Source organism: Romboutsia sp. CE17 (assembly GCF_012317385.1).
Classification (GTDB): Bacteria; Bacillota; Clostridia; order Peptostreptococcales; family Peptostreptococcaceae; genus Romboutsia_E.
On sequence record NZ_CP051144.1, the window covers coordinates 915,040 to 939,459 of the forward strand.

Sequence of the window (24,420 nt, forward strand, 5' to 3'; positions counted from 1 at the left end):
AAGGAGATATAATAATTATGAATAATAAATTTGAAAAATCAGTAATAGAAAGTATAAAATTAAGAAAATCAGTAAGAAACTACGATAATCAGACGCTATCAAAAGAAATAATACAAAAAATAGAAAACTACATAAATAAAATAGAAAATCCATTTAATAAAGAAATAAGAATTAAACTAATAGAAAAAAGTGAATACAATAAGGAATTTAAACTTGGTACTTATGGTGTAATAAAAGGAGCTAATTACTTTTTAGCAGTCGCATGTAAAAATGAAGACTTTAGCCTAGAAGCATTAGGATATACCTTTGAAAAATTAGTTTTATACTGTACATCATTAGGTCTTGGTACAGTATGGTTAGGAGGAACTTTCAATAAAGGGGAATTCTTTAAAGCTATGAATTTAACTGAAAATGAAATACTTCCAATAGTATCGCCAGTAGGATATGAGGGTGGTAAGAAATCATTTATTTCAAGATTAATTGGAAATAACAATGATAAAAGAAAAGATTTTTCTGAGATTTTCTTTAATGGAAGTTTTAACAAAGGACTTTCAAAAGAAGAGTCAGGAGAGTATTTAGAAGTATTAGAAATGGTTAGATTAGCTCCATCAGCTTTAAATAAGCAACCGTGGAGAATTCTAAAAGATAAAAATAAATTCCACTTCTATATGGATTATAAGAATGAAATGAATAAAATCGATATAGGAATAGCTATTTGTCATTTTCATTTAACATTACAAGAAAAAGAATTAGATGGAAGATTTGAATTTGATGAGTCTAATAATATAGATAGCAAATTTAAATATGTTATATCTTGGGTATGTGAGTAAGATAAATCTAACTTTGAAGAATGTAAAGAAAATCCACTAATAGAATTTATATATAGTCAAATAAATCAAATTGTAACTATTGATAATCTATCAAGCTATTATATTAAAAATATAATACTAATCATCATATCTAGTATTTTTACTATGATAATAAAAAGAATATTTTTTATTGAATATTTAGATTTATATACATTATCTATTAAGAAGTTTCTAATATTTCAGCTTGAAATATTAGAAGCTTTTATTATTATTATTATTTACTTTACACATATTTTCTTTCACATAATCATCTAAAATAGTGACAATTAAATTATTCACACTTCTATTATCTTCCTTAGCCAATACCTCTAAATGAGATTTTAACTCTTTAGGTATAGTCAAAGTAGTTCTCATATTAATATCTTTATTAATCATCAAATCACCTCAACTGTATTATAACCAAAAAATTTCCATTAATAACATGGTGATATTTGAGAAACATAATAGTGACATCACTAATGAATCACTAATTAATGGAGGATATAAAATGGGCAGAAATAAAATACATGTTGATATAAATAAATTAATAGATCTTATAGATAAAGGATATACACAGATTCAAATTGCTAAAGAGTTAAGAATAGGTAAAAATACAATAGTAAGAATATTAGAAGAAAATAATCTATCTACAAAAACTAGATATGAAGACCTAGTAGGAAAAGTATATGGAAAATTAACAGTAATTAAAAGATTAAAAAATACAAAAGATAGAAGAAGATTATATTTATGTAGATGTGAATGTGGAAATCTTGCAAAGGTTAAGGCAAAATATTTAACTAATGGAGATACAAGAAGTTGTGGATGTTATAAGAATTTTGAAAACTACCAAGATAAAAACTATCATGAAGCATTTAGTAAGATAGGAGAAAAATATGGTAGATTAACTATTATTAATATAGAAAAAGATACTAAAAAGAATAGATATTATATGATATATAAATGTGATTGTGGAAATATAGTCAAAGATTTCTATTCAAGGGTTAAGTCAGGATATAGAGTTTCTTGTGGTTGTTATGCTAGAGAACAATCTAGTAAGAGAATGTCTAATATATGTCATTATAATTTATATAGTAAATATAGATGGTACTTTATTAAGAATGATGGTCAAAGAGTGAATTGTAGATCTGGATATGAAGTTATATTTGCCAATTATTTAATCGTAAATGATATAGAGTTTGAGTATGAACCAAATATATTTAAATTAGAAGATGGAAAGAGATATACTCCAGATTTTTATCTAGTGAAAGAAGATAAGTATATTGAAATTAAAGGAATTAATTATGAATTATATGATAAAGGAAATCAAAAGGAAAAATTTGAGTTATTTAGTAAGGATCATAATATAGAGTTATATTATTGGGAAGACTTATGTAGAATTTGTGGTATTAAGTATAAATGTTATAGTAATATTCTTACAAAAGCTAAAAGATTAAATTTATGTCCAGAGGAATATCTAGGGAATAAGTTATATTTATAAATTTAAAAATAAAACCTAAAGGTTCAATCTGAATCTTTAGGTTTTTATAATACCTTCTTCAAAACTATATTATCCTCAAATCCACCTCTAGCAGACTTCTTACCATTCCTAACCTCGAGAACCTCGTCCTCAGCATAACCATATTTACTAGCAATAGCAAACAATACTTCCATAACATCAGCAATTTCATCAACATTTCTATCAGTCAAAAGCTCCTCAACCTCTTCACCTAACTTCTTATAAAGGTATTCAAGGGCTACCTCATTACTAACAACCTCAACTTCACATTTTTTACCAGATTCCTCAATAATCTCAGGAATTCTATCTCTAACTAACTTATCATAAATTTTCATAAAAACCTCCTAAAACTTAATAAAAAAATTATAAACCCTATAAATAACAATGTCAAAAAATGATACAATATAAATATTATCAAAATAGGGGAGAATTAATATGAATTTAAACATAAATTGCATAACAGGTAATAACGATCATCTATATAAACATATACAACAAAGTTTACATAGTGCAAAATCAATAGACATAATAGTTTCATTCTTAATGGAATCGGGAGTAAAGCTAATAAAAGAAGACTTAGAAGAAATTAAAAATAAAAACATACCAATAAGAATATTAACAGGGAACTATCTAAATATAACTCAGCCATCAGCATTATATCTTTTAAAAGATATACTAGGAGAAAATGTAGATTTAAGATTTTATAACGATACAAAAAGAAGTTTTCATCCAAAGGCATATATATTTGAATACGATAATGGAGGGGAAATATTTATAGGTTCATCTAATTTATCACGATCAGCATTAACTAGTGGAATAGAATGGAATTATAGGATTGATAAATGTAAATCAGAAGAAGATTTTAATTACTATAAAATTATGTTTGAAGATTTATTTAACAATGAATCAATAATAGTAGATGATATAGAGTTAGAAAGATACTCAAAAACTTGGAAAAAGCCTAAGTTATACTCAACTTCATCAAGTAAAGAAGATCCTATAAATTATATATATAAAGAGGATAAAGATAATATAGTAAATTTATTTGAGCCAAGAGGAGCTCAAATAGAAGCATTATATCAACTGAAAAAAAGTCGAGAAGAAGGTTATGATAAAGGATTAGTAGTAGCGGCTACAGGAATAGGAAAAACATACTTAGCAGCATTTGATAGTAGAGAATTCAATAAAGTTTTATTTGTAGCCCATAGAGAAGAAATTTTAAAACAAGCTTATGAAAGCTTCAAAAACATAAGAAAAGATAAAATTATAAATTCTAATATAGATGATGAATTTAGTAATAGTATGTGTATAGTAGCCGAAAGTAATAAAATTGAAAATAATCTATATGATGATAAGTTAAATTCGAATGTAGAAGAATATAATATGGGATATTTCATGAATTCAATAAAAGATACTAATAAGGATATAGTTTTCGCATCGGTACAAAGTTTAGGGAAAAAAGAGTATTTAAAAGAAGAATATTTTTCAGAAGATTATTTTGATTATATAGTAGTTGACGAATTTCATCATGCAGTATCTAAAAATTATCAAAATATAATAAATTACTTCAAGCCTAAATTTTTACTAGGAATTACAGCCACTCCAGATAGAATGGATAACAAAGATGTATTTAGTATTTGTGATTATAATACTGTATATGAAGTTTCTTTAAAGGATGCAATAAATAAAGGTTGGTTAGTGCCATTTAGATATTATGGGATTTACGATGAAAGTGTAAATTATGATAATATAGAATTCAAAAATGGAAAATACAATGATAAGCAATTAGAAGAAGCTTTGAGTATAAATAAAAGAGCAAACTTAATATTAAATCATTATAAGAAATATAAATCAAAAAGGGCTCTGGGATTCTGTACTAGTAAAGCTCATGCAGAATTTATGGCAAAATTCTTCAATGAAAATAATATAAAAGCATGTGCTGTATATAGCGGAAACGAAGGTCAATATAATGAAGATAGAAATATTGCTTTACAAAAGCTAAGAAATGAAGAACTTCAAATAATATTCTCTGTAGATATGTTTAATGAAGGACTAGATGTAAAGGAAATAGATATGGTTTTATTTTTAAGACCTACTCAGTCTAGTACAATATTTTTACAACAGCTTGGTAGAGGACTTAGAATATCCAAAGATAAAAAATACCTTAATGTACTAGATTTTATAGGAAATTATAAAAAAGCAAATTTAGTTCCTTACTTATTAACAGGTAAAGTTAGCATAGGTAAAAATGGAGAAAGTTATATACCTAATGAAGAAGATTATCCAGAAGATTGCTTTATAGACTTTGATTTTAGAATAATAGATATCTTTGAAAATATGAGAAAAGCAAATCAAAAGTTAGAAGATATTATTAAAGAAGAATTTTATAAAGTAAAGCTAGATTTAGGATATGCACCTTCTAGAGTAGAAATGTTTACCTATATGGATGATATGGCTTATGTTAATATGAAGAAAAAAGCAAAACTAAATATATTCAAAGATTATATTAAGTTCTTAGATTTAATAAATGAAATTAATGGGGAAGAAGCTAGCATAAAAGATAGTATTGCTTATGAGTTTATAAATTTTATAGAAAATACAAGTATGAGTAAAACCTATAAGATACCAGTACTATTAGCTTTTTATAATAATGGATATATGAAATTAAAAATAAATGATAATGATTTATACAAGTCATTTAAAGAATTTTATAGCATAGGATCTAATGCAGTTGATATGCTTAGAGATAAGTCAACTTCAAATTTTAAGAGTTGGGAAGAAAAACAGTATATAAGTTTAGCTAGAAAAAATCCAGTTAAGTTTTTATGTAAGAGCAGTAGTGAGTTTTTCTATTTAGAAGGGGATTATGTGTGCTTAAATGAAGAATTAAAGCCATTTTTAAACAATGCATATTTCCTAAGAAATGTTAAAGATGCTATAGATTTTAGAACTAAAGAATATTATAAAAATAGATTTGAACGCAATAAAAAGTTCTAAATTTTAAAATTATTTAGTAGAAATACTTACACTTATGAAAATTATACTAGAATAATCAACAGGGGGAGTATTAGATGATAAAAAGTATATTAAATAAAATATTTAAAGAAGATAAACCAAATTTATCAAAACAAGATAAAGTAGAAATTAAAGGATCATTAGGAGAGTTAAGACAAGAATTTAGACTAGATAGACTAGAAAGAAATAAATATAGGGTAATAAGTAACATAATTATACCAAATAAAGGTAAAACAACTCAAATAGATCACTTGGTAATATCTAACTATGGGATATTTGTTATAGAAAATAAAAACTTTATAGGCGATATTTACGGTAGTGAATATGATAAAACTTGGACACAGGTAATAGGAAAATCGAGAAATATATTTTATAATCCAGTAGCTCAAAACTATGGGCATATAAAAGCACTAGAAAATATAATAGGAACAGGTAAAGAGATTTACTCTATAATAGTATTTGGAGATAAATCATTATTAAAAAAAATTGATATATCAAGTAATAATGTGAAAGTGATAAATGAAAGAGATCTAATATCAACAATAACCTCATATACAGTAGAAGTATTAACTAATGAAGAGGTAAAAGAATATTTAAATAAAGTTTTAAGTAGTATGGCGAGTATAAGACAAGATATTAAATCTCATATAAAAAATATAAAGAGTACATTAGAAGATAAAAATAAGATATGCCCTAAATGTAATAGTGAGTTAGTAAAGAGAAGCGGAAAATATGGAGAATTTTTAGGCTGTAAATCTTATCCAAAATGTAAATATACATATAAGTTATAAATCATAATACAGTTTAAACCTACTAATATTTGGTATAATACCTAATATAAAATATATTATAGGAGTGAAATTATGTTAGAAGCAGGAACAAAAGCACCAGACTTTAAACTACAAGACAAAGATGGAAACATAGTAAGTCTATCAGACTTCAAAAATAAAAAAGTAGTATTATATTTTTATCCTAGAGACAATACTCCAGGATGTACAAAGCAAGCGTGTGCATTTAGAGATAATTATGAAGAATTTAAATCAAAAGATGTTGTAGTTATAGGAATAAGCAAAGATAGTGTAGCTTCACATGAAAGATTTGCTACAAAACACGAGTTACCATTTATACTATTATCAGATCCAGAGTTAGAAGCTATACAAGCTTATGATGTATGGCAAGAAAAGAAGTTGTACGGAAAAGTAAGCATGGGAGTTGTAAGAACTACATATATAATAGATGAAAATGGAATAATAGAAAAAGTATACAACAAAGTTAAAACTGATAAAAATGCAGGGGAAATATTAGAATACTTAGGATAGATAAAAAGAGCTAGATATAAAGTCTAGTTCTTTTTTAATTTAAAGAAAAACATATTAAATAAGAAGTTCATATAATAATTACATATAATAATGAAAATTATTATCAAAAATAATTGACAATTAATTCCATATTGATTACAATTTACTTAATGATAATAATTTTCAAATAAAAAAGGGGCGATATAAATGACATTGAGTATGGCTAATATTGGAGAAGAAAAAGAAATAGTTGAATTAAGAGCAAAAGACTCAGTGAAAAAACACTTACAAAGTTTAGGATTTATTGTAGGTGAAAAAGTAGAAGTAGTATCTGAAAATTCAAGTGGATTAATATTATTAATAAAAGGCTCAAAGATAGCTTTAAATAAAGGTGTAGCAAGTAAAATAATGGTTGCTTAAGGAGGGGATAATATGACGTTAAAAGATTTAGCTCCAGGTCAATCTGGAATAGTAGCAAGTATAGGGCAAAAAGGACCAATGAGAAGAAGGTTAATGGACATGGGAGTAACTCCAGGAGTAAAGCTAGAGGTAGTTAAGGTGGCTCCACTTGGAGATCCTATAGAAATAAATATTAGAGGATATGAATTAACTCTTAGAAAAGATGAGGCAGAAAATATACTATTAAAGTAAAAAAGGGGAGTAGATATGAGTTATACAATAGCACTAGGGGGGAATCCGAACTGTGGAAAAACAACCCTATTTAATGAGTTAACAGGATCAAAACAACATGTAGGTAACTGGCCAGGAGTTACTGTTGAGAAAAAAGAAGGTAAATATAAAAAGAATAAAGATATAAATATAGTGGATTTACCAGGAATTTATTCATTATCTCCATATACTGCGGAGGAAATAGTAGCTAGGAATTATATTATTGATGAAAAGCCAGATGTACTTATAAATATAATTGATGCAACAAATATTGAAAGAAATATGTATCTTACACTTCAAATGCTTGAAACTAGTATTCCAACAGTAATAGCTCTTAATATGATGGATGAGGCAGAGAGCAGAGGAATGAAGATAAATACAGAAAAGCTGTCTAAGAACTTAGGAGTTAAGGTAGTTCCTATAGTTGCTAGAAGTGGTAAAGGCATAAATGAGCTTATGAATGCAGCTATAGAAGTTGCAAACTTTAAATCTGAACAATCACAAGAAAATGAAATATCTGGAACAGTTGAATCAGATGGAGTAGTCAGCTTAAACTTAGGTCTAAATGTATTTTCTGAAAAAATAGAAGATTATATTAGTAGCATATATTCTAAATTAAATGAAGATAATGATAACAATGCATGGAGAGCAATAAAGCTTTTAGAAGAAGATGAAATAGTAAAACAGTCTTTAACTGTTAAGGAATCTATTGAAATAAATGAAATTATAGAAAAAGCAAATACTGAATTTAACGATGATATAGAAGCAGAAATAGCAGATCAGAGATATAAATTTATATCAAAATTAGTAAATAAAACAGTGTCTAAAGGAAATTCAAAATCAAAACAAAGACAAGAAACAACTTCAGATAAAATAGACAAAATACTAACTAATAGAATATTAGCAATACCAATATTCTTAGCAGTAATGTACTTATTATTCTCAATAACTTTTTCAGAAGGTGCTATTGGTATAGGGGTATACTTACAAGGTATAGTAACAGAGTTTTGGGATGGACCATTAACTGGAGCTATAATATCGACAATTGAAAGCTTAGGGGCAGCAGATTGGGCTGTATCTCTTGTTGGTGATGGAATATTAGCAGGTTTAGGTGGGGTAGTGTCATTCTTACCTCAAATATTAGTATTATTCTTACTTATGTCTGTTCTTGAAGATAGTGGATATATGGCGAGAGTTGCCTTCGTAATGGATAAATTATTTAGAAAATTTGGTTTATCAGGAAAATCTTTCATACCACTACTAATGGGATTTGGTTGTTCTGTACCAGCACTTATGGCATCTAGAACTTTAGAAAATGACAAAGACCGTAAGATAACTATGATGATAACACCATTTATGTCTTGTGGTGCTAAGTTACCAATTTACCTAATGTTTGCAGCAACTTTATTTGCTGGAAGTAATCAAACTAATATAATTTACTTCATTTATATGTTAGGTTTAGTAGTGGCAGTTTTATCTGCACTTATTTTAAGTAAATTTGTATTAAAGGGAGAAGCTTCAAACTTTATAATGGAACTTCCTCAATATAGAATACCTACTTTAAAAAGTGTATTAATACATGGATTAGAAAAAGTTAAAGGCTTTGCAATAAAAGCAGGAACTATAATTTTAGCATCTACAATACTTATATGGCTATTATCTAGCTTCAATTTCTCAGGAATGTGTGAAATGGAAGATAGTATACTTGCAAGTATTGGTAGAAGTATTCAGTGGATATTTGCACCACTAGGATTTGGAGACTGGAAAGCTTCAGTTGGTGTTATAACTGGATGGATAGCAAAAGAAAATATAGTATCTACATTTGGTGTATTATTTGGAGCAAGTGAAGCTATAACAGAAGCAGCTATGGAAGGAAGTGCGGCAATACCAGGAGTAGCTACAGTATTTACTCAAAGTGCAGCAATTTCTTATATGATATTTAACTTATTATGTATGCCATGCTTTGCAGCAGTAGGTGCAATAAGAAGAGAAATGGGATCTTGGAAATGGACTGGAATTACAGTAGGATTCCAAATGTTAGTAGCATGGGTAGTATCATTTATTGTTTATATGGTATGCAATATGATTTTATAAGGTTAGGTAATTAAAATATGATTAACTATATAATTGGAATCGGAGCTTTTTTAGTAGTAGCAATAGTAATTAAAAATTTTATTAAGTCTACAAAAAGCGGAGGTAGTTGTGGATGTGGTTGTAAAACTTGTCCATCAAAAGAGAGTTGTAGTACAGATAAAAAATAATATAAAATGTAGATAATAAGCTATTTAGAGGCAATCCAAAGTAAATTTGGATTGTCTTTTTATTAACACAGAATCTAATTGAAATAATAAAACTAGTATGGTAGTATTATTATTTAATAAGGAAAACGATAACAGATATCATGTCTACATACAAAAATTTTATATGTTTAAGAATTAGATTTTAAGGTATAAATTATATTAATATGTTACATATAAATATAATTTAAATGTATTGTCTAAACAAATAAACATATAGATTTTTATAGTTTATATAAGGGAAAGTATATATCAAAAGGAGAGACGAGCTATGAAAAAACTAAAGAATAAAGTAGCATTAGTAACTTCAGCTACAAGAGGAATTGGATTTGCTAGTGCTTTAAAATTAGCAGAAAATGGAGCAACAGTTTATTTAGGGGTTAGAAGACTTGAGGCAACTCAAGAGATATGTAATAAATATCCAAAATTAAAAATGATACCAGTTTACTTTGATGCTTATAAAGAAGAAACATATAAAACTATGGTTGAAGAAGTAATAAAAAAAGAAGGAAAGTTAGATATACTAGTTAATAACTTTGGAACTGGCAGACCAGAAAAAGACTTAGAATTAATAAAAACTGATGAAGAAGTTTTCTTTGAAATATTAAAAGCGAACATAGGAAGTGTATATAGTATATCTAAAAATGTTATACCTCATATGATAAAAAGCGGTGGAGGAAGTATAGTTAACATATCTTCAATTGGAGGTACAATACCTGATATATCAAGAATAGGATATGGAGTATCTAAATCGGGGATTAACAATATAACTCAACAAATATCAATGCAATATGCAAGACACAATATAAGATGTAATGCAGTTCTTCCAGGCTTAACAGCAACTGATGCAGCAATGGATAACATGCCAGAAGAATTTATAAATTCTTTCTTATCTCATATTCCATTAAAAAGAATGGGAAAACCAGAAGATATAGCTAATGCAGTATTATTCTTTGCTAGTGATGATTCATCATACATTACAGGAAATATAATGGAAGTAGCAGGTGGATATGGAATCGGAACACCTCAATATGCAGATTTCGTAGGAAGAAATGAAGTACAGAAATTATCCTTAAAAAAGGTTGCAAACGATATGTAATTAGATTAACTAATAAATATACTAAAACTTAAATATAAAAGCCTTGTGAATATATTTATAAAATTACATTCATAAGGCTTTAATTTTTATGTAAATTTATTTTATAAATTTTAAGATATAGTGTTTCTAGTCTTTTTAGAATTATAAAGCTTAGAATCGACTAAATTTAAAGCGTCTGCAATATTAATATTTTCATTACAAAGATAGCATACGCCAAAACTACAACTTAAATTAATTTTTTTTTCATCAAAAACGAAGTTAGTGCGTAATAGTGTTTCTTTAAAATTATTTAATTTATTGTAAAGTTCATCTTCAGGAATATTTTCTACAACACATATGAATTCATCTCCACCATATCGACAAGTCCAACCTCCAAGTTCAGAAATATATGAGTCTAATAATTTGGCAAATTCTTTAATTATGTAATCCCCACATAAATGACCATAAGTATCATTAATAGATTTAAATTTATCTATGTCTGCCATTGCTATGCTTAATGAAAATTCTGGTGAAGATAGATTCTCCAGTAGTACAGGTAAGTGTTCATTTAAGTATCTTGAATTAAAAACATTTGTTAGCTCATCTTTTATAACTAACATATTTAATCTATTTACTTCATCTCTTAACTCTTCTATAGTTTTGTCTTTGTACGTATAGAATAAAGTATCTTCTGTAACATCTTTTATAAGTTCTAGCACATAAGTTTTATCTTTTAGAACTAAAGGAGCAGCAATTACCATATATAGTTTATTATCTAAACTTTCTAGTTTAGAAAATGAACGATTTTCATTTAATGCTCTCATAGAGATACAATTAGAACATGAAGCTCCTGTTTCTCAGAAGTCAAAACATTGATTAGAATTTATATTTTTTATATTATTCTCAAAATTTATAACCTTCTTAGCTTGAGGATCGATAATTCGCTGAACTAAAAATATATTATCTAATATTTCAAGCTTGTTTTCTTTTGATGACAAAAGATTTCACATCCTTTCATATAAATTTTATATATACAAATGAAACTTGTTCATTCAGATTTTATTTTGGTATTTTATTCCATTATACTGGATAAATGAAATAAATATAAGTACTTTTCTATATCTGATAATAATATAATATTAAAATATACCGAATAAGCTCTACAAAAAAAGAGATTATGATAATTAATATAATTGTCGATATAAATTTAACTCTTAAAGTCATAATAACAAAAGTTAAGTAGTAGAATTAAAGAATAGAAGTTAAGGAGGTGTTAATATTCTAGATAAATTAAAAGGCTCCCTAAAAGCATATTTTGATATATATGATAATTATTCAGTAAAAAATTATAAGTTTGACTTTATGGGAGAGTACTTACTAACTAACACAAGGTACTTTTTAAGTAAGGACAGAGTAATAGATGCGTATGAAAATAAAGAATATATATTTGCGAAAAATATGACTAACCTTTCGAAAGACCACCTACAAGATGAAATACTATCATTTGCAGAATATGCAATTGATAATATTGTTCAAACCGATGATAAACACATGTCTACAGTAATCACATTATTTTTATCAGCTGACAAAGTTGATCCACACCTAAAAAAATATATCAAGAAATACAAAAAAAGAAAAAGCTATAAACTAGGTCTTAGAGGATATGCTTCAACAAGACTTATTTTATTTAATAACTCAACTAAAGAATTAATATATAACAAAGAGTCTAGAGATGTTATTAAATTTTATAAGGAGGTACTTAGATGAACTCGTTAACCTTATTATTAGGAAGTGCAATCATATTTATTATAGCGTATGTTTGTTATGGTGGATATTTAGCTAAAAAATGGGGTATAGATGATAATAGAAAAACTCCAGCTCATACAAAATATGATGGAATAGATTATGTACCAGCAAAATCACCAATATTACTTGGTCATCATTTTGCATCAATTGCAGGAGCAGGACCAATAGTAGGACCAATTCAAGCAGCAGTATTTGGATGGATTCCAGTTACACTTTGGGTGATATTTGGTAGTATCTTCTTCGGTGGAGTACAAGACTTTGGTTCTTTATTTGCTTCGATAAGACATGATGGTAAATCAATTGGTGAGATAATAGAAACTAATATGGGTAAAAGAGGTAAAAAATTATTTGCGTTATTTGCATGGCTTACACTAGTTTTAGTTGTTGCTGCTTTTGCAAATATAGTTGCTGATAACTTTGTATCAACACCAGAGGCAGCTACTGCATCTCTTTTATTTATAGTGCTTGCAGTATTATTTGGTATATGTGTTTATAGATTAAAAATGCCAATACTTCCTGCGACTATAGTTGGTGTAATACTATTATTTGCTTCTATATATGTAGGATTCTTATTCCCAGTAGAATTATCTAAACAAACTTGGATAATATTACTTATGATATATATATTTATAGCATCAGTAACACCTGTTTGGATATTACTTCAACCTAGAGATTATTTAAATTCGTACTTATTATATGTAATGATGTTTGGAGCAATTATAGGTATAGTAGTTCTAAGACCAGAAATACAAATGGATGGATTTGTAGGATTTAATGTTAATGGTCAATATTTGTTCCCAATACTATTTGTCACAGTAGCTTGTGGTGCAATATCAGGATTCCATTCTTTAGTTGGTTCTGGTACATCTGCTAAGCAATTATATAAAGAATCAGATGCTAAAAAGATTGGTTATGGTGCAATGCTTATAGAAGGTCTTCTTGCAATAGTTGCACTTATAACAGTTGCATATTTAGCAAGTAGTAAATATGGAGATTTAATGGCTAATGGTGGCCCTGTAAATGTATTTGCTGAAGGTATAGCAACATTTATGGCTACATTTGGTATACCTTTTGGTATTGGTAAAACTTTTACATCACTTGCAATATCTGCATTTGCTCTTACATCATTAGATACAGCTACAAGACTTGCTAGATTTATATTCCAAGAGTTCTTTGATACAAATGGAATGGATGATAAAGAAGCTACTCAAGCTAATCCGCTTTCAAATAAATATGTTTCAACTGTAATAACTGTTGTATGCTCTGGATTATTAGCTGTTATGGGATACGAAAAAATCTGGCCAATATTTGGTTCTGCAAACCAATTGCTAGCTGCAATAGCATTAATGGCAATAGCTATCTGGTTATCTAACGCTAAAAAAGGATGCAAAGAGTTTATTATTCCAATAATATTTATGTTTATAGTGACTATCGTATCCTTAGTATTGAATATTAAGGATAATATAGGAGTTAACTACTTGTTAGTATTTATAGCAGTAGCACTGTTGATACTTGCCTTAATTTTAATAAAAGAAGCAATTATATTCTTAAATAGTAAAAGAAAAAGTGAAAAGATAGAATAATTAAAGTAGATTATAAAATAAATAAGTATTAAAGTAAAAAGGATAATAGTTTAGTTATTAGACACTAAATTATTATCCTTTTTATTTTCCTAAATTAAAATTAAATTTTAGTATTTAAATTTATCTAGATTTTTCTAGGGCATATTTAAATTTAAATACATTTTCATACATATAATTTTGCTTATATTTGTATAAATATATAATTGAAAAAATTAAAGTAGTAAATTCAGCAAATGGAACAACAAGCCATACACCATTTATACCTATAATTTTAGGTAAAATTCCAATTCCAACTATGAAAAATGCAAAAGTTCTAAGTAATGATAATAAAGCTGATATTTTTCCGTTTGAAAATGCAGTAAACATACCTGAAGTAAATATATTTACTCCACTTACTAAGAATCCAAAAGAAAAAATCATAAATCCATTTAAAGTTATATCAAATAAATTACTATTTTTATCTGTAAATAAAGATATTAAAGTAGTAGACATTCCTCTAGATGATAAAAACGTGATTAAAGCAAATATTAGTATAGATAAATAACTATATTTAATTAGTTTTTCAAGTTCTTTCTTATTTTTACTACCATAATTATAGCTTATACGAGGAGAAGCTCCTGAAGTAAATCCTAGATAAGCTGAATTTAATAAGAACTGTACATATAAAATAATAGTTATAGAAGCTACACCATCTTCACCTAAAAACTTTATCATTGTAATATTGTATAAAAATGTAGTAACAGAAGATGATAGTTGAGTTACCATTTCAGAACAACCATTTGTACAAGTATTTTTTATAAGATTAAAGTCAAACTTTGTTTTTACAAAATGCAAAGTATTGCTTTTTCTTAAGAAGTAAAAAATTCCAATAAATGAAGGCAGAGAATAACCTATACAAGTAGCAAGTGCTGCTCCAGAAACACCCATATTAAGAGGAACTATAAACACATAGTCTAAAATAATATTAATGATACCTCCTAAAACAGAACTAAATAAACCTAGAGTAGGAACACCAGCAGTTACTAAAAAGTAATCAAAATAAACCTTAAGTACAATAAATGGTGTAAAAATTAACATAGTTAATAAGAAAGCATAACAATCTTCATATAAAATATCTGTAGATCCTAAAGCATATATAATTTCTTTTATGAAAATAATGCAAAATACAGCGACAATAATTCCAAATACTAAAGCACTTATTGTTATAAGTGTAAAACTTTCTTTAGCTTCTTTGTCATTTCCCTTCCCCATAAGGTTAGCAACGATGGCACTTCCACCAGTAGCAAACATAACTCCTATACCAATCAATATATTTATTACAGGGTATACAATATTAGTAGAAGATAAAGCATTTGATCCAACAAATCTAGATATAAACATCCCATCTATAATAGTATAAAGAGAGAAAAAAACCATCATTACAACTGTTGGCAGGGTATATTTTATAAGAGACAGAAAAGTAATTTTTTTCTCTAATGAATTTTCCATAAAAACCTCCTTAATATTATATTTCTGTAGAATATAATAAAGTATCCAGCTACTGGAGAGTCAATGAAAATTTGGAAAAAATTATATAAAATAAAATATTTATAAATATTAATTTATATTTGATATTTAATGCAAATGATTTTTTACTCTTAAGGGAAATGAATTTTTTATGATATAATAAAAAGACGATCATAGCTAATAGGGGGGGAATAAAGTATGAGTTTTCAATTACCAAAATACAATCATCCAAATTTTAATGAAGAAAGGTTTTTAATTGCACCAAATGCAGAATATAAATTAGTAGAAAAAGATGGAGTTGCACCTGATAATTATCATGCAATGTCAATATTCCCAGAATATTTTAAGATAAATGGAAAATGGATACTTGCAGAGGAAACAAGAATGGACTGTGTTCCACGATTAAACTCTAATAATGAAATAGAAATAGTAGAGTTTAGAGCTTTAAAAGTAAACGATAAAGTAATAGTAGGAAGAACTGAAGATGCAAGTGAAGGTATATACTTACATGCAAATGGATTTGTAAAAGAAGAACAAGATAAAGATGTATTTGCTTTTAGAGGAGGACGTTCTAGAGAAACATCACAAACTATGGACTATGATAAATTAATAGAATTATTAAAATATGAGAAAGAAAATGGATATGTAGTATGGGTGATGGGACCAGCTGCAGTATTTTCAGAAGGAGCTAGAAATTCTCTTACAAAATTAATAAATTCAGGATATGTGCATGCTTTTTTAGGAGGAAACGCAGTAGCAACTCACGATTTAGAAGCAGGGATATTCCATACAGCTTTAGGTCAAGATATTTATACTCAAGAGTCTATAAAAAATGGACACTATTGTCATTTAGATTTATTAAATAAAGCAAGAAAATATGATTCTATAGAAAAATTAATAGAAGAAGAAAATATAACATCTGGGCTTATGCAATCTTGTTATAAAAATAATATTCCAGTAGTTCTTGGTGGATCAATAAGAGATGATGGACCACTTCCAATAGTAATAAGTGATGTTTATAAGGCGCAAGATGAAATGAGAAAACATATAAGAAAAGCTACAACTGTAATATGTATGGCAACTCAACTTCATACAATAGCTACGGGAAATATGACTCCATCTTTTAGAGTAGTAGATAAAAATATAAGACCTATATATTTTTATACAATAGATACATCAGAATTTGCAGTTAATAAATTAAGGGATAGAGGAAGCTTAGAAGTTATAACTATGATTTCTAATGCACAAGACTTTTTACAAAGATTAGCTGATAATTTAGAGTAATCTAAAAATATACACATAATTACAAATATTAACATAAAAAATATTAAAAGAGTAACAAAATGTCTAATTATATCATATATATTTAGAGAGGATTGAAAAATGTTCTCATATTAAATATATAATAATATAAGGAGAGGTTTTGTTTTATGGCTAATTGTAATTGTGGTTGGATGAGTGGAAATTCATTTTCAAATGGTGGATATTTTGAGACTAATATGAGTAATAATATAGCTAATAATGGTAATGTTGCAGCTGTATCAAATACAGGAAATGGATTTGGGCAAGGTCAAACTAATGTTTATGATAATTATGAGGTTATAAATGGAGAGGAATATTCTGTTGCAAACCAAAATTATTATAATAATCATCATCAGACATATAATCATTACTATACAACTGATTACAACTATATAAGGGATCATTATTACGATTATAATGTATATCATAATGATTCAATAGATATTTACACTGGATCAGAATATCATGGTACTCAAAATATGGTAGCAGGCGCTAGTTTTAATGGTGGTACTAATGCAGCAGGTGCTAACTTTATGACAAATAATGGTTCAACATTAGTTGCTGGAACAGCAGGTGTTCCAGGTTCTAACTCAGGTAATAATTCAAGAAATTGCAGAAAGACGATAGCATGCAATTGTTGTAATCGTTGTGAAGAACGTTCATGTAGATGTGATGATAAATGTAAAAGAAATTGCTGTCATGAATGTTCATGCAAATGCGATGATAAATGCAAACGTAATTGCTGCTGTTAGAAATAATTGCTTTAGGATGAAAAGCAATGAAACAGTTTAAGAATAATAAAAATAATATCGTTAAAGGAATAAATAAGTATGATAATTATAATATAATAAATGAAGAAGTATATTATTTAGAAAGAAAAAATTATTATGATAATTACTATATTAGATATAATCATTATTATTTAGATGAAAATTATAACTTAAAATATATATATACAGATGTTGTTTATATAAAAACAACATGTAATAAGAATTAAATAATTAAAAAAATTATAATGCTGTATAAAAATGATTTTTATTTGTTTTTATACAGCATTATTTTTATGTTTAAAAAACAATATAATGTGATTAACTAAAGTAGTTGATCAGTTAAAGTAAATTTTTTATTAGAAATAATTTAAAGCTATATGGTTTTAGGTATTGTTACCTTATTTTAATTGAATTAGTTTATTAGGTAAGTTATTCTTAATATATAAAGGGGGAGACATTTATGAAAAAACTTAAAAGTACATTTATAGCACTACTCACTATAATATGCGTACTTACTTTAAATCTATCTTATATAAATGCAGAGGATGAAGGTTATTATATAAAAAGCATGGATATACAAGTAAATGTAAATGATAAAAGGGAGTATGAGATAAAAGAAACATTAGATGTGTATTTTAATGAAGAAAGACATGGAATAATTAGATATATTCCTACCTCATCTCAATTAGAAGAATATGAAATCACTAATGTTAATGTGGAAGGTGCGACTTTTACAGAAGAAGATTCTGAAGACCTTAAAATTAAAATAGGTGATGAGGATGAAACTATTGAAGGTAACAAAAGATATATAATTACATATACAATAAAAACATATGATGATGAGCAATTAGAAGCAGATTATTTGTATTTAAATGTACTTGGAACACAGTGGGACACAAGAATAGAAAAGTTGACATCAACAATAACTTATCCAAAGGGTGCAAAGTTAGAAGAGCTAAATATAACTGATGGCCAACTTGGAAATACAACTAGTAGATATGTGAACTTCACTCAAAGTGAAAATAAAATAAAGATATCATCAAAAGGATCTATAGATCCATATTGTGGAGTAACAGTTAATGCAAAACTAGAAGAAGGAACTTTTAAAAATGCCCCAATAAGAAAGTATCCATATACTATAAAAAATGAAAATATAAATATATCTATAACTAAGGAAAAATATTATTTAATAGAAAGAGAATTTACAATAGATGTAAATGAATATAATTATAGTTATGATAATAAAATAAATTTATTGCATCCATATGATAATAGGTATGATTATATAAAATCAATTGAAGTTAATAATGATGATATAAGTATAGACCATAGTGATAATACATTAATACTTCCTTCAAAAGTAGGAACATATAAGTTTAAAGTGTCTTACAAGGTAGATCCACCAATACAGTCACAAATAGATTTTTCGATAGTGGATGGTTTTCGAAATGGAAAAACAGAAAATCTAAATGTAAGTATAACTTCTCCTTTTGAGATAAAAAATTATAAAGTTAATTTTTATGAAAAAGGTGTAAACTTAGGGCAAAAAAGATATGAATCAGAAATTAAAGATAAAACTTTAAGTTTTTATAATTTAAATAGTATAAATGTAGGTGAAAAAATAAGTTTAATTTTAGATATTAACAATAAATTATTTAGTAGACCAACTCCATTAATAGGATATATAACAATGTATGGAACACCACTTATTTTAATTGGTTTAATATTATTATTTTTAAAATATAAAGAAAAAACACAATTTATAACATCAGTTGAGTTTTACCCACCAAAAGGTATGAATAGTGCAGAAGTAGCTTATGCTTTCAAACAAAGGGTTAGTACAAATGATGTAACAACCTTATTATATTATTGGGCTAGCCAAAATCATATAAAAATAACTATGAAAGAAAATGATAAATTTATTTTAAGTAAGATATCAGAATTAGATGATGATCATCAAGGTTATGAAAAAAGATTATTTAAAGAAATATTTGAATATGGTGATGGGAAGACTGTAAGTGATAAACAATTAAAATATAAAAATATAAAAGAAATAAATAATTCAATAAAAGATATAATTGAATATTTTACAGAAGAAAGAAAGTTAAAAAATAGTAAATCATATAAACTATCATTATTAATGCTAGTAATATCTATTTTACCAATATTTTTAGGTGGAGCATACAACCAGATACTAAATCATAACTTTATAAATTCTATTATGATAGGTATACTTTTAATAAGTGTCTTATTAGTAATGTATATTATTTTACTTTCATTTACTAAAAATAGATATAGTGAAGGTGGAAAAAAATCAGCAAAAACTGCATCAATTATAGTATCAATAATATATATTTTAATTCAATCAACAATATTGATATTCACTAGTCTACCAAAAATTGTTTTATTATTAATAGTAGGAACTTCTTTAATAGGGTTAATTATGAGTGTCTATGTACCAAAAAGAAGTGAGTATGGAAAAGATATACTAGCACAAATATTAGGATTTAGAAATTTTGTTGAAATAGCAGAAAAAGATAGATTAGAAGCTTTATTAGAAGAAGACCCAGAATATTTCTACAATACACTGCCATATGCACAAGTGTTAGGAATAACTAAAAAATGGGCAAATAAATTTGAAGGAATAACAATGCAACCACCTTCTTTCTATGAAACTTATTATCCAATAAATAATGTATATGCAATGACTTATTTATTGAATGATTTAGAACATATAAACTCTACAATATCTACTGTACCTAGTTCATCAAATGATAACTTCGGTGGAGGAGGCTTCGGTGGAGGAGGATTTTCAGGAGGAGGAGTTGGCGGTGGTGGCGGCTCAAGTTGGTAAAACAAGATAAGGAGAGGAGATGTTAAAATGATTGGAATAATAATAGTTGTAATTGCTGTAGTTATAGTATTTTTCTTTATATCAATATACAATAATTTAGTGTCGCTAAGGATGAAGGTTAGAGAAGGATTTTCAACAATAGATGTATTTTTAAAGAAAAGATATGATTTAATACCTAACTTAGTAGAGACAGTAAAGGGATATGCAAATCATGAAAAAGAAACCCTAAATCAAGTTATAGAAGCTAGAGGAAAAGCTCTTTCTAGTAGCGTAGATGACAAATTAAAATATGAAGGAGAATTATCAAATGCATTAAGTAGATTATTAATGCTAAGCGAGAATTATCCAGATTTAAAGGCAGATACTCAATTTGTTAACTTACAAAATCAGCTTCAACAAATTGAATCAGAAATAGAGAAATCAAGAAGATACTATAATGGAGTAGTTAGAGAGTTTAATACAAGTATTCAAAAATTTCCTAATTGTATTGTTGCATCTATGTTTAAGTTTAAAGAAGAGATATTCTTTGAACTTGAAAGTATAAATGAAAGAGAAAATATTAAAATAGAATTTTAGAATGCTAATTTGATATAGATTTACTTTCATAATTATATAGAATTAACCGATTTATTGTTAGATAAAGGATAAATTTATAGAAATAAATTCAAAATAAAACTAGGTAGATTATTTTAATGCTTACTCTACCTAGTTTTATTTTAAGTTTATCTTCTTTTTTTAGTTTTTTTCTTTTTCTTCTTGCCCTTTATTTTAGCCTTTTGCTCTTTTAGTAGGGCTTTTTTTTCAGTCTTTAATAAGGCCTTTTGCTCTTCAATTTTCTTTTCTTGAGATGCAACGTATACATTAAGAATAGCTAATAATATACCTATAACTACAAATTTGTAATCTTTAGAAAAGAATCCTAAAGCAATTATCATTACATTCATAGCCATGACAATACTGTTTTTATTTTTCTTTAGAAACTTACTCACTTTTTTATCCTCTTTCAAATTATAAATGTATTACAGAATATATTATAATACATAAATTCAAATAAAATCAATTGTCTCAATTGCATACCTATATAAATAATTAATAATAGTAAATTTAAATAAAGATTGTTTGTAAAAAATTTACACATTTATATAATTACAAATTTAGTTATTTTTAGACATATTATGATATAATTATACAACAATCATCTTATTAGGAGGAGTAATGGGTACTAAAATTTTAAATGACAGCTATTATATGAACATCATTAAAGTATTAGGAATAATTATGGTAGTTGGTGGGCACACAGGGTTTAATTTATTTGATCTTATAGGTATTCCATATGGAGAATTTAAAGAAATATTTCCAGCATATTCTTATCATATGCCACTATTTATATTTATTTCTGGATACTTTATTAACTTAAATAAGAATAGCGATATAAATATATTTGTTAATAAAAAAGTAAAATCTTTAATAGTTCCTTATTATATAACAAATATTTTCTATGCTTTTTTAACAATGGTTTTAGTAAATGAAGGTCTTTTTTATAAAAGTAAGGAAGCTACAATTCATAATATTTTTGTAGAGCCATGGATATCTGGATACCAATTTAATTTAAATGGCCCAGGATGGTTTGTCTTATTTTTATTTTTAGTACAAGTTACTTATTTATTATTTAGAACAAAGATAAAAAGTAACAAAGAAAAAGAAGTTGATTTTATACTATTAGGAGTATTTATATTATTAGGTTTTGTAAGTACTTATTTATCTATTAATTTTAATGAAGAAAATAATTCTTTATTATGGGTAATACTTAGGACTTCTTTTGGTTTTCAATTTTATCATTTAGGATATATTTATAAAAAATATCTGAAAGATAAGATACCTCTTAATGTAAAATCATTTTTAATCTTAATAGTAGCGAAAATATTATTTATAGCATTTTTAGGAAATTATACCTTTAGTATGAGGGCATTAGTGTTTAGAGATAAAGTGTTTTTACCATTGATAGTTTCTATAATGGGAATATATTATATTCTTCATGTATCAAAATTTATAGCTTATTTAACAGAATCTATAAAGAATAATAAAATAAAAAATACTATTAACTATATAGGAAATAATACTTGGGCTATTATGATGCATCATATGACTGTTAACTTCTTTTATGATAAATTCATAGGTCTAGGAAAATATGAAATATTAGATTATTTTGTATTACCTTTAGTATGCACTATATTACCTCTTATATGGAGTAAAGTTTATACTATATTTAAAACGTTAAGACTTGAAAGAAAAATGGCAGAAAATGCGTAAATTTAAAAAAACATAATATTTATTATTTTGTAAGTAAGATATATAAGTCTAAATTTAGGAAAAAATATTTTATTATGTTACTATATAAAATATAAGATATAAGGAGAATGTTAAATGTATTTAATAGACCTATTATTTATAGATATACCCGAGTTTATAGTTATATTTTTATTAATATCTATACTAGTTAATAATAAATTTACAACAAATCAGTTAATATGGAGTACGGTTATTTATTCAATAATTACAATAATAAAGTATACAACTGGAACATCTTTAGGAAGTACAATTCAAGGATTAACAATATGTATATCTATATACATAATGACTAATATAAGGTTTGTTAATATATGTATAGCAACGATTACATCATTAGTTATAAGGTTTATGCTTGATGTAATAGCACTAATTATTATTAATAATATGGGGATAAAATTAGAAGTGATATTAAACAATAAATTATATAAAATAATTGTATGTCATATTTGTCTAATTACACTTTATGGAATCTATATTATAATTAAAAAATATAAAGAAAAACATCAAGTAGAGATAAATAAAAAAATAAAAAATATTAGTTTATATATTAATAAAAATATAGAATCTATTATAGTATCATCAAGTATACTAGTTTTATTAGTAATAACGATTATATTATTAGATTTAGAAAATAATAAAGATAAAAATCTAGGGTCTAGCAATTTAATAGCAATATATCTATTTTTTTCATTAATAATTTTAATAATAGGATTAATTTTAACAATTATAAATCATAACAAGCAAAAAATATTAAGTAAATTAGAAAATAATCTAATGCAAACAAATTTAAATCAAATGAAAGAAACTGTAGACTTACTAAGAATACAAAAGCATGATTATATGAATCATTTACAGGTTATATTAATGCAAGTTACAAATGGAAAAAATGAAGATGCAAAAAACTATATATTAAGTATAGCAAATGAAAATAGCAACTCTATTATATATTTTAATACAGGAAATTCTTATATAGATGCAGTTCTTAATACTAAGAAAAGAAGAGCATCTAAGTATAATATAGAATTAACTGCATGTATAGATAGCTTATTAGAAAAAATAGAGTTATCAGACTCAGAACTTACTTCAATACTTCTAAATATAGTTGATAATTCAATAGATGAACTTAAAAAATTCAATAGAGATTATAAATATATACATGTAGATACTTATAAAGAAGACGATTTTTATAATATATCTATAAAAAATAATGGTAGCAAGATAGAAGATATTAATAAGATATTTGAACTTGGATATTCATCAAAGGGGAAAGATAGAGGGTATGGTTTATATCATATAAAGAAAATATTAGAATCATATAATTGTACATTAGATATATATAGTGATGAAATTGAAACTGAATTTATAATAAAAATACCAGAAATAAAAAATATTGTAATATAGTTTGCATAAGACAAGCTAGATTGCAATATTTTTTATATAAGTATATAAAACTGATAGATAAAATATTTAAAATAGAACACTGCATAAAGAAAATTTAGAAAATTCATAAAAATACGAAGGATTAAAAA

Annotated in this window: 25 protein-coding genes; 19 read left to right on the forward strand and 6 right to left on the reverse strand. The window is 26.0% G+C overall.

The annotated features are described in order from the left end of the window. Positions 1-17 precede the first annotated feature (17 nt). Positions 18-830: a nitroreductase family protein gene (locus tag HF520_RS04360; protein WP_168572864.1), complete on the forward strand. Its 813-nt coding sequence runs from the start codon at positions 18-20 to the stop codon at positions 828-830. A 231-nt stretch (positions 831-1,061) separates the two neighbouring features. Here HF520_RS04360 and HF520_RS04365 read toward each other — a convergent pair whose 3' ends face one another. Further along, entirely contained in the window at positions 1,062-1,244 is a 183-nt protein-coding gene (locus HF520_RS04365) for a ribbon-helix-helix domain-containing protein (protein ID WP_243155193.1), read from the reverse strand. Between the two features lie 112 nt (positions 1,245-1,356). Here HF520_RS04365 and HF520_RS04370 point away from each other — a divergent pair, with 112 nt between their 5' ends. Further along, positions 1,357-2,346 (forward strand): hypothetical protein, encoded by a 990-nt coding sequence (locus tag HF520_RS04370; RefSeq protein ID WP_168572866.1) that lies wholly within the window; start codon positions 1,357-1,359, stop codon positions 2,344-2,346. A gap of 44 nt (positions 2,347-2,390) precedes the next feature. On the opposite strand, the gene HF520_RS04375 is transcribed toward HF520_RS04370, so the two are convergent. Beyond that, a complete protein-coding gene (locus HF520_RS04375; RefSeq protein WP_168572867.1) occupies positions 2,391-2,699 on the reverse strand; it encodes a nucleoside triphosphate pyrophosphohydrolase in 309 nt (102 codons plus the stop codon). A gap of 100 nt (positions 2,700-2,799) precedes the next feature. On the opposite strand from HF520_RS04375, the gene HF520_RS04380 reads away from it, so the two are divergent. From HF520_RS04380 to hdhA, 8 genes are all read left to right on the forward strand, one after another. Continuing rightward, complete coding sequence (locus tag HF520_RS04380) at positions 2,800-5,361, forward strand: DEAD/DEAH box helicase family protein (RefSeq protein WP_168572868.1); 2,562 nt, start codon at positions 2,800-2,802, stop codon at positions 5,359-5,361. A gap of 74 nt (positions 5,362-5,435) precedes the next feature. Further along, positions 5,436-6,170 carry an NERD domain-containing protein gene (locus HF520_RS04385; RefSeq protein WP_168574746.1) on the forward strand — a complete coding sequence of 245 codons (735 nt, stop codon included), beginning with the start codon at positions 5,436-5,438 and terminating at the stop codon, positions 6,168-6,170. 72 nt (positions 6,171-6,242) lie between these two features. Next, positions 6,243-6,698 carry a thioredoxin-dependent thiol peroxidase gene (gene bcp / locus HF520_RS04390; protein ID WP_168572869.1) on the forward strand — a complete coding sequence of 152 codons (456 nt, stop codon included), beginning with the start codon at positions 6,243-6,245 and terminating at the stop codon, positions 6,696-6,698. Positions 6,699-6,884: 186 nt separating this feature from the next. Next, positions 6,885-7,097, forward strand: coding sequence for a FeoA family protein (locus tag HF520_RS04395; RefSeq protein WP_168572870.1), 213 nt, complete (start codon positions 6,885-6,887; stop codon positions 7,095-7,097). Positions 7,098-7,109: 12 nt separating this feature from the next. Then, a complete protein-coding gene (locus tag HF520_RS04400; RefSeq protein WP_168572871.1) occupies positions 7,110-7,328 on the forward strand; it encodes a FeoA family protein in 219 nt (72 codons plus the stop codon). Between the two features lie 15 nt (positions 7,329-7,343). Continuing rightward, positions 7,344-9,440 (forward strand): ferrous iron transport protein B, encoded by a 2,097-nt coding sequence (feoB, locus tag HF520_RS04405; RefSeq protein WP_168572872.1) that lies wholly within the window; start codon positions 7,344-7,346, stop codon positions 9,438-9,440. A 17-nt stretch (positions 9,441-9,457) separates the two neighbouring features. Next, a complete protein-coding gene (locus HF520_RS04410) occupies positions 9,458-9,607 on the forward strand; it encodes a FeoB-associated Cys-rich membrane protein (protein WP_168572873.1) in 150 nt (49 codons plus the stop codon). Between the two features lie 307 nt (positions 9,608-9,914). Further along, the gene (gene hdhA, locus HF520_RS04415) at positions 9,915-10,742 is read left to right on the forward strand and encodes a 7alpha-hydroxysteroid dehydrogenase (RefSeq protein WP_168572874.1); all 828 of its coding nucleotides are present in this window, start codon (positions 9,915-9,917) and stop codon (positions 10,740-10,742) included. Positions 10,743-10,852: 110 nt separating this feature from the next. On the opposite strand, the gene HF520_RS04420 is transcribed toward hdhA, so the two are convergent. Then, positions 10,853-11,545 (reverse strand): GGDEF domain-containing protein, encoded by a 693-nt coding sequence (locus HF520_RS04420; RefSeq protein WP_168572875.1) that lies wholly within the window; start codon positions 11,543-11,545, stop codon positions 10,853-10,855. Between the two features lie 33 nt (positions 11,546-11,578). Then, entirely contained in the window at positions 11,579-11,719 is a 141-nt protein-coding gene (locus tag HF520_RS04425; protein ID WP_168572876.1) for a hypothetical protein, read from the reverse strand. A gap of 364 nt (positions 11,720-12,083) precedes the next feature. Between HF520_RS04425 and HF520_RS04430 the strand changes: the two genes are divergently transcribed. Both HF520_RS04430 and HF520_RS04435 read left to right on the forward strand, forming a co-directional pair. Next, positions 12,084-12,488, forward strand: a complete 405-nt coding sequence (locus tag HF520_RS04430; protein WP_168572877.1) for a hypothetical protein — start codon at positions 12,084-12,086, stop codon at positions 12,486-12,488. Beyond that, positions 12,485-14,110, forward strand: coding sequence for a carbon starvation CstA family protein (locus HF520_RS04435; protein ID WP_168572878.1), 1,626 nt, complete (start codon positions 12,485-12,487; stop codon positions 14,108-14,110). Before HF520_RS04430 ends, HF520_RS04435 begins: the two co-directional genes overlap by 4 nt. Before the next feature lie 120 nt (positions 14,111-14,230). Here the strand turns inward: HF520_RS04435 and HF520_RS04440 are convergent, their stop codons facing one another. Then, positions 14,231-15,598, reverse strand: a complete 1,368-nt coding sequence (locus HF520_RS04440; protein WP_168572879.1) for an MATE family efflux transporter — start codon at positions 15,596-15,598, stop codon at positions 14,231-14,233. A gap of 216 nt (positions 15,599-15,814) precedes the next feature. On the opposite strand from HF520_RS04440, the gene HF520_RS04445 reads away from it, so the two are divergent. From HF520_RS04445 to HF520_RS04465, 5 genes are all read left to right on the forward strand, one after another. Next, on the forward strand, positions 15,815-16,900 hold the full coding sequence (locus tag HF520_RS04445; RefSeq protein ID WP_168572880.1) for an ornithine cyclodeaminase family domain: 1,086 nt from the start codon (positions 15,815-15,817) through the stop codon (positions 16,898-16,900). A 146-nt stretch (positions 16,901-17,046) separates the two neighbouring features. Further along, the gene (locus tag HF520_RS04450; protein ID WP_168572881.1) at positions 17,047-17,670 is read left to right on the forward strand and encodes a TonB-dependent receptor; all 624 of its coding nucleotides are present in this window, start codon (positions 17,047-17,049) and stop codon (positions 17,668-17,670) included. Between the two features lie 26 nt (positions 17,671-17,696). Beyond that, positions 17,697-17,915 (forward strand): hypothetical protein, encoded by a 219-nt coding sequence (locus HF520_RS04455; protein ID WP_168572882.1) that lies wholly within the window; start codon positions 17,697-17,699, stop codon positions 17,913-17,915. A 233-nt stretch (positions 17,916-18,148) separates the two neighbouring features. Next, complete coding sequence (locus tag HF520_RS04460) at positions 18,149-20,542, forward strand: DUF2207 family protein (RefSeq protein ID WP_168572883.1); 2,394 nt, start codon at positions 18,149-18,151, stop codon at positions 20,540-20,542. A gap of 27 nt (positions 20,543-20,569) precedes the next feature. Then, positions 20,570-21,118 carry a LemA family protein gene (locus tag HF520_RS04465; protein WP_168572884.1) on the forward strand — a complete coding sequence of 183 codons (549 nt, stop codon included), beginning with the start codon at positions 20,570-20,572 and terminating at the stop codon, positions 21,116-21,118. 146 nt (positions 21,119-21,264) lie between these two features. Here the strand turns inward: HF520_RS04465 and HF520_RS04470 are convergent, their stop codons facing one another. After that, positions 21,265-21,531, reverse strand: coding sequence for a hypothetical protein (locus HF520_RS04470; RefSeq protein ID WP_168572885.1), 267 nt, complete (start codon positions 21,529-21,531; stop codon positions 21,265-21,267). 226 nt (positions 21,532-21,757) lie between these two features. Between HF520_RS04470 and HF520_RS04475 the strand changes: the two genes are divergently transcribed. Then, positions 21,758-22,852, forward strand: a complete 1,095-nt coding sequence (locus HF520_RS04475) for an acyltransferase family protein (protein WP_168572886.1) — start codon at positions 21,758-21,760, stop codon at positions 22,850-22,852. A 114-nt stretch (positions 22,853-22,966) separates the two neighbouring features. Further along, positions 22,967-24,292 carry a sensor histidine kinase gene (locus HF520_RS04480; RefSeq protein ID WP_168572887.1) on the forward strand — a complete coding sequence of 442 codons (1,326 nt, stop codon included), beginning with the start codon at positions 22,967-22,969 and terminating at the stop codon, positions 24,290-24,292. Positions 24,293-24,420 lie beyond the last annotated feature (128 nt).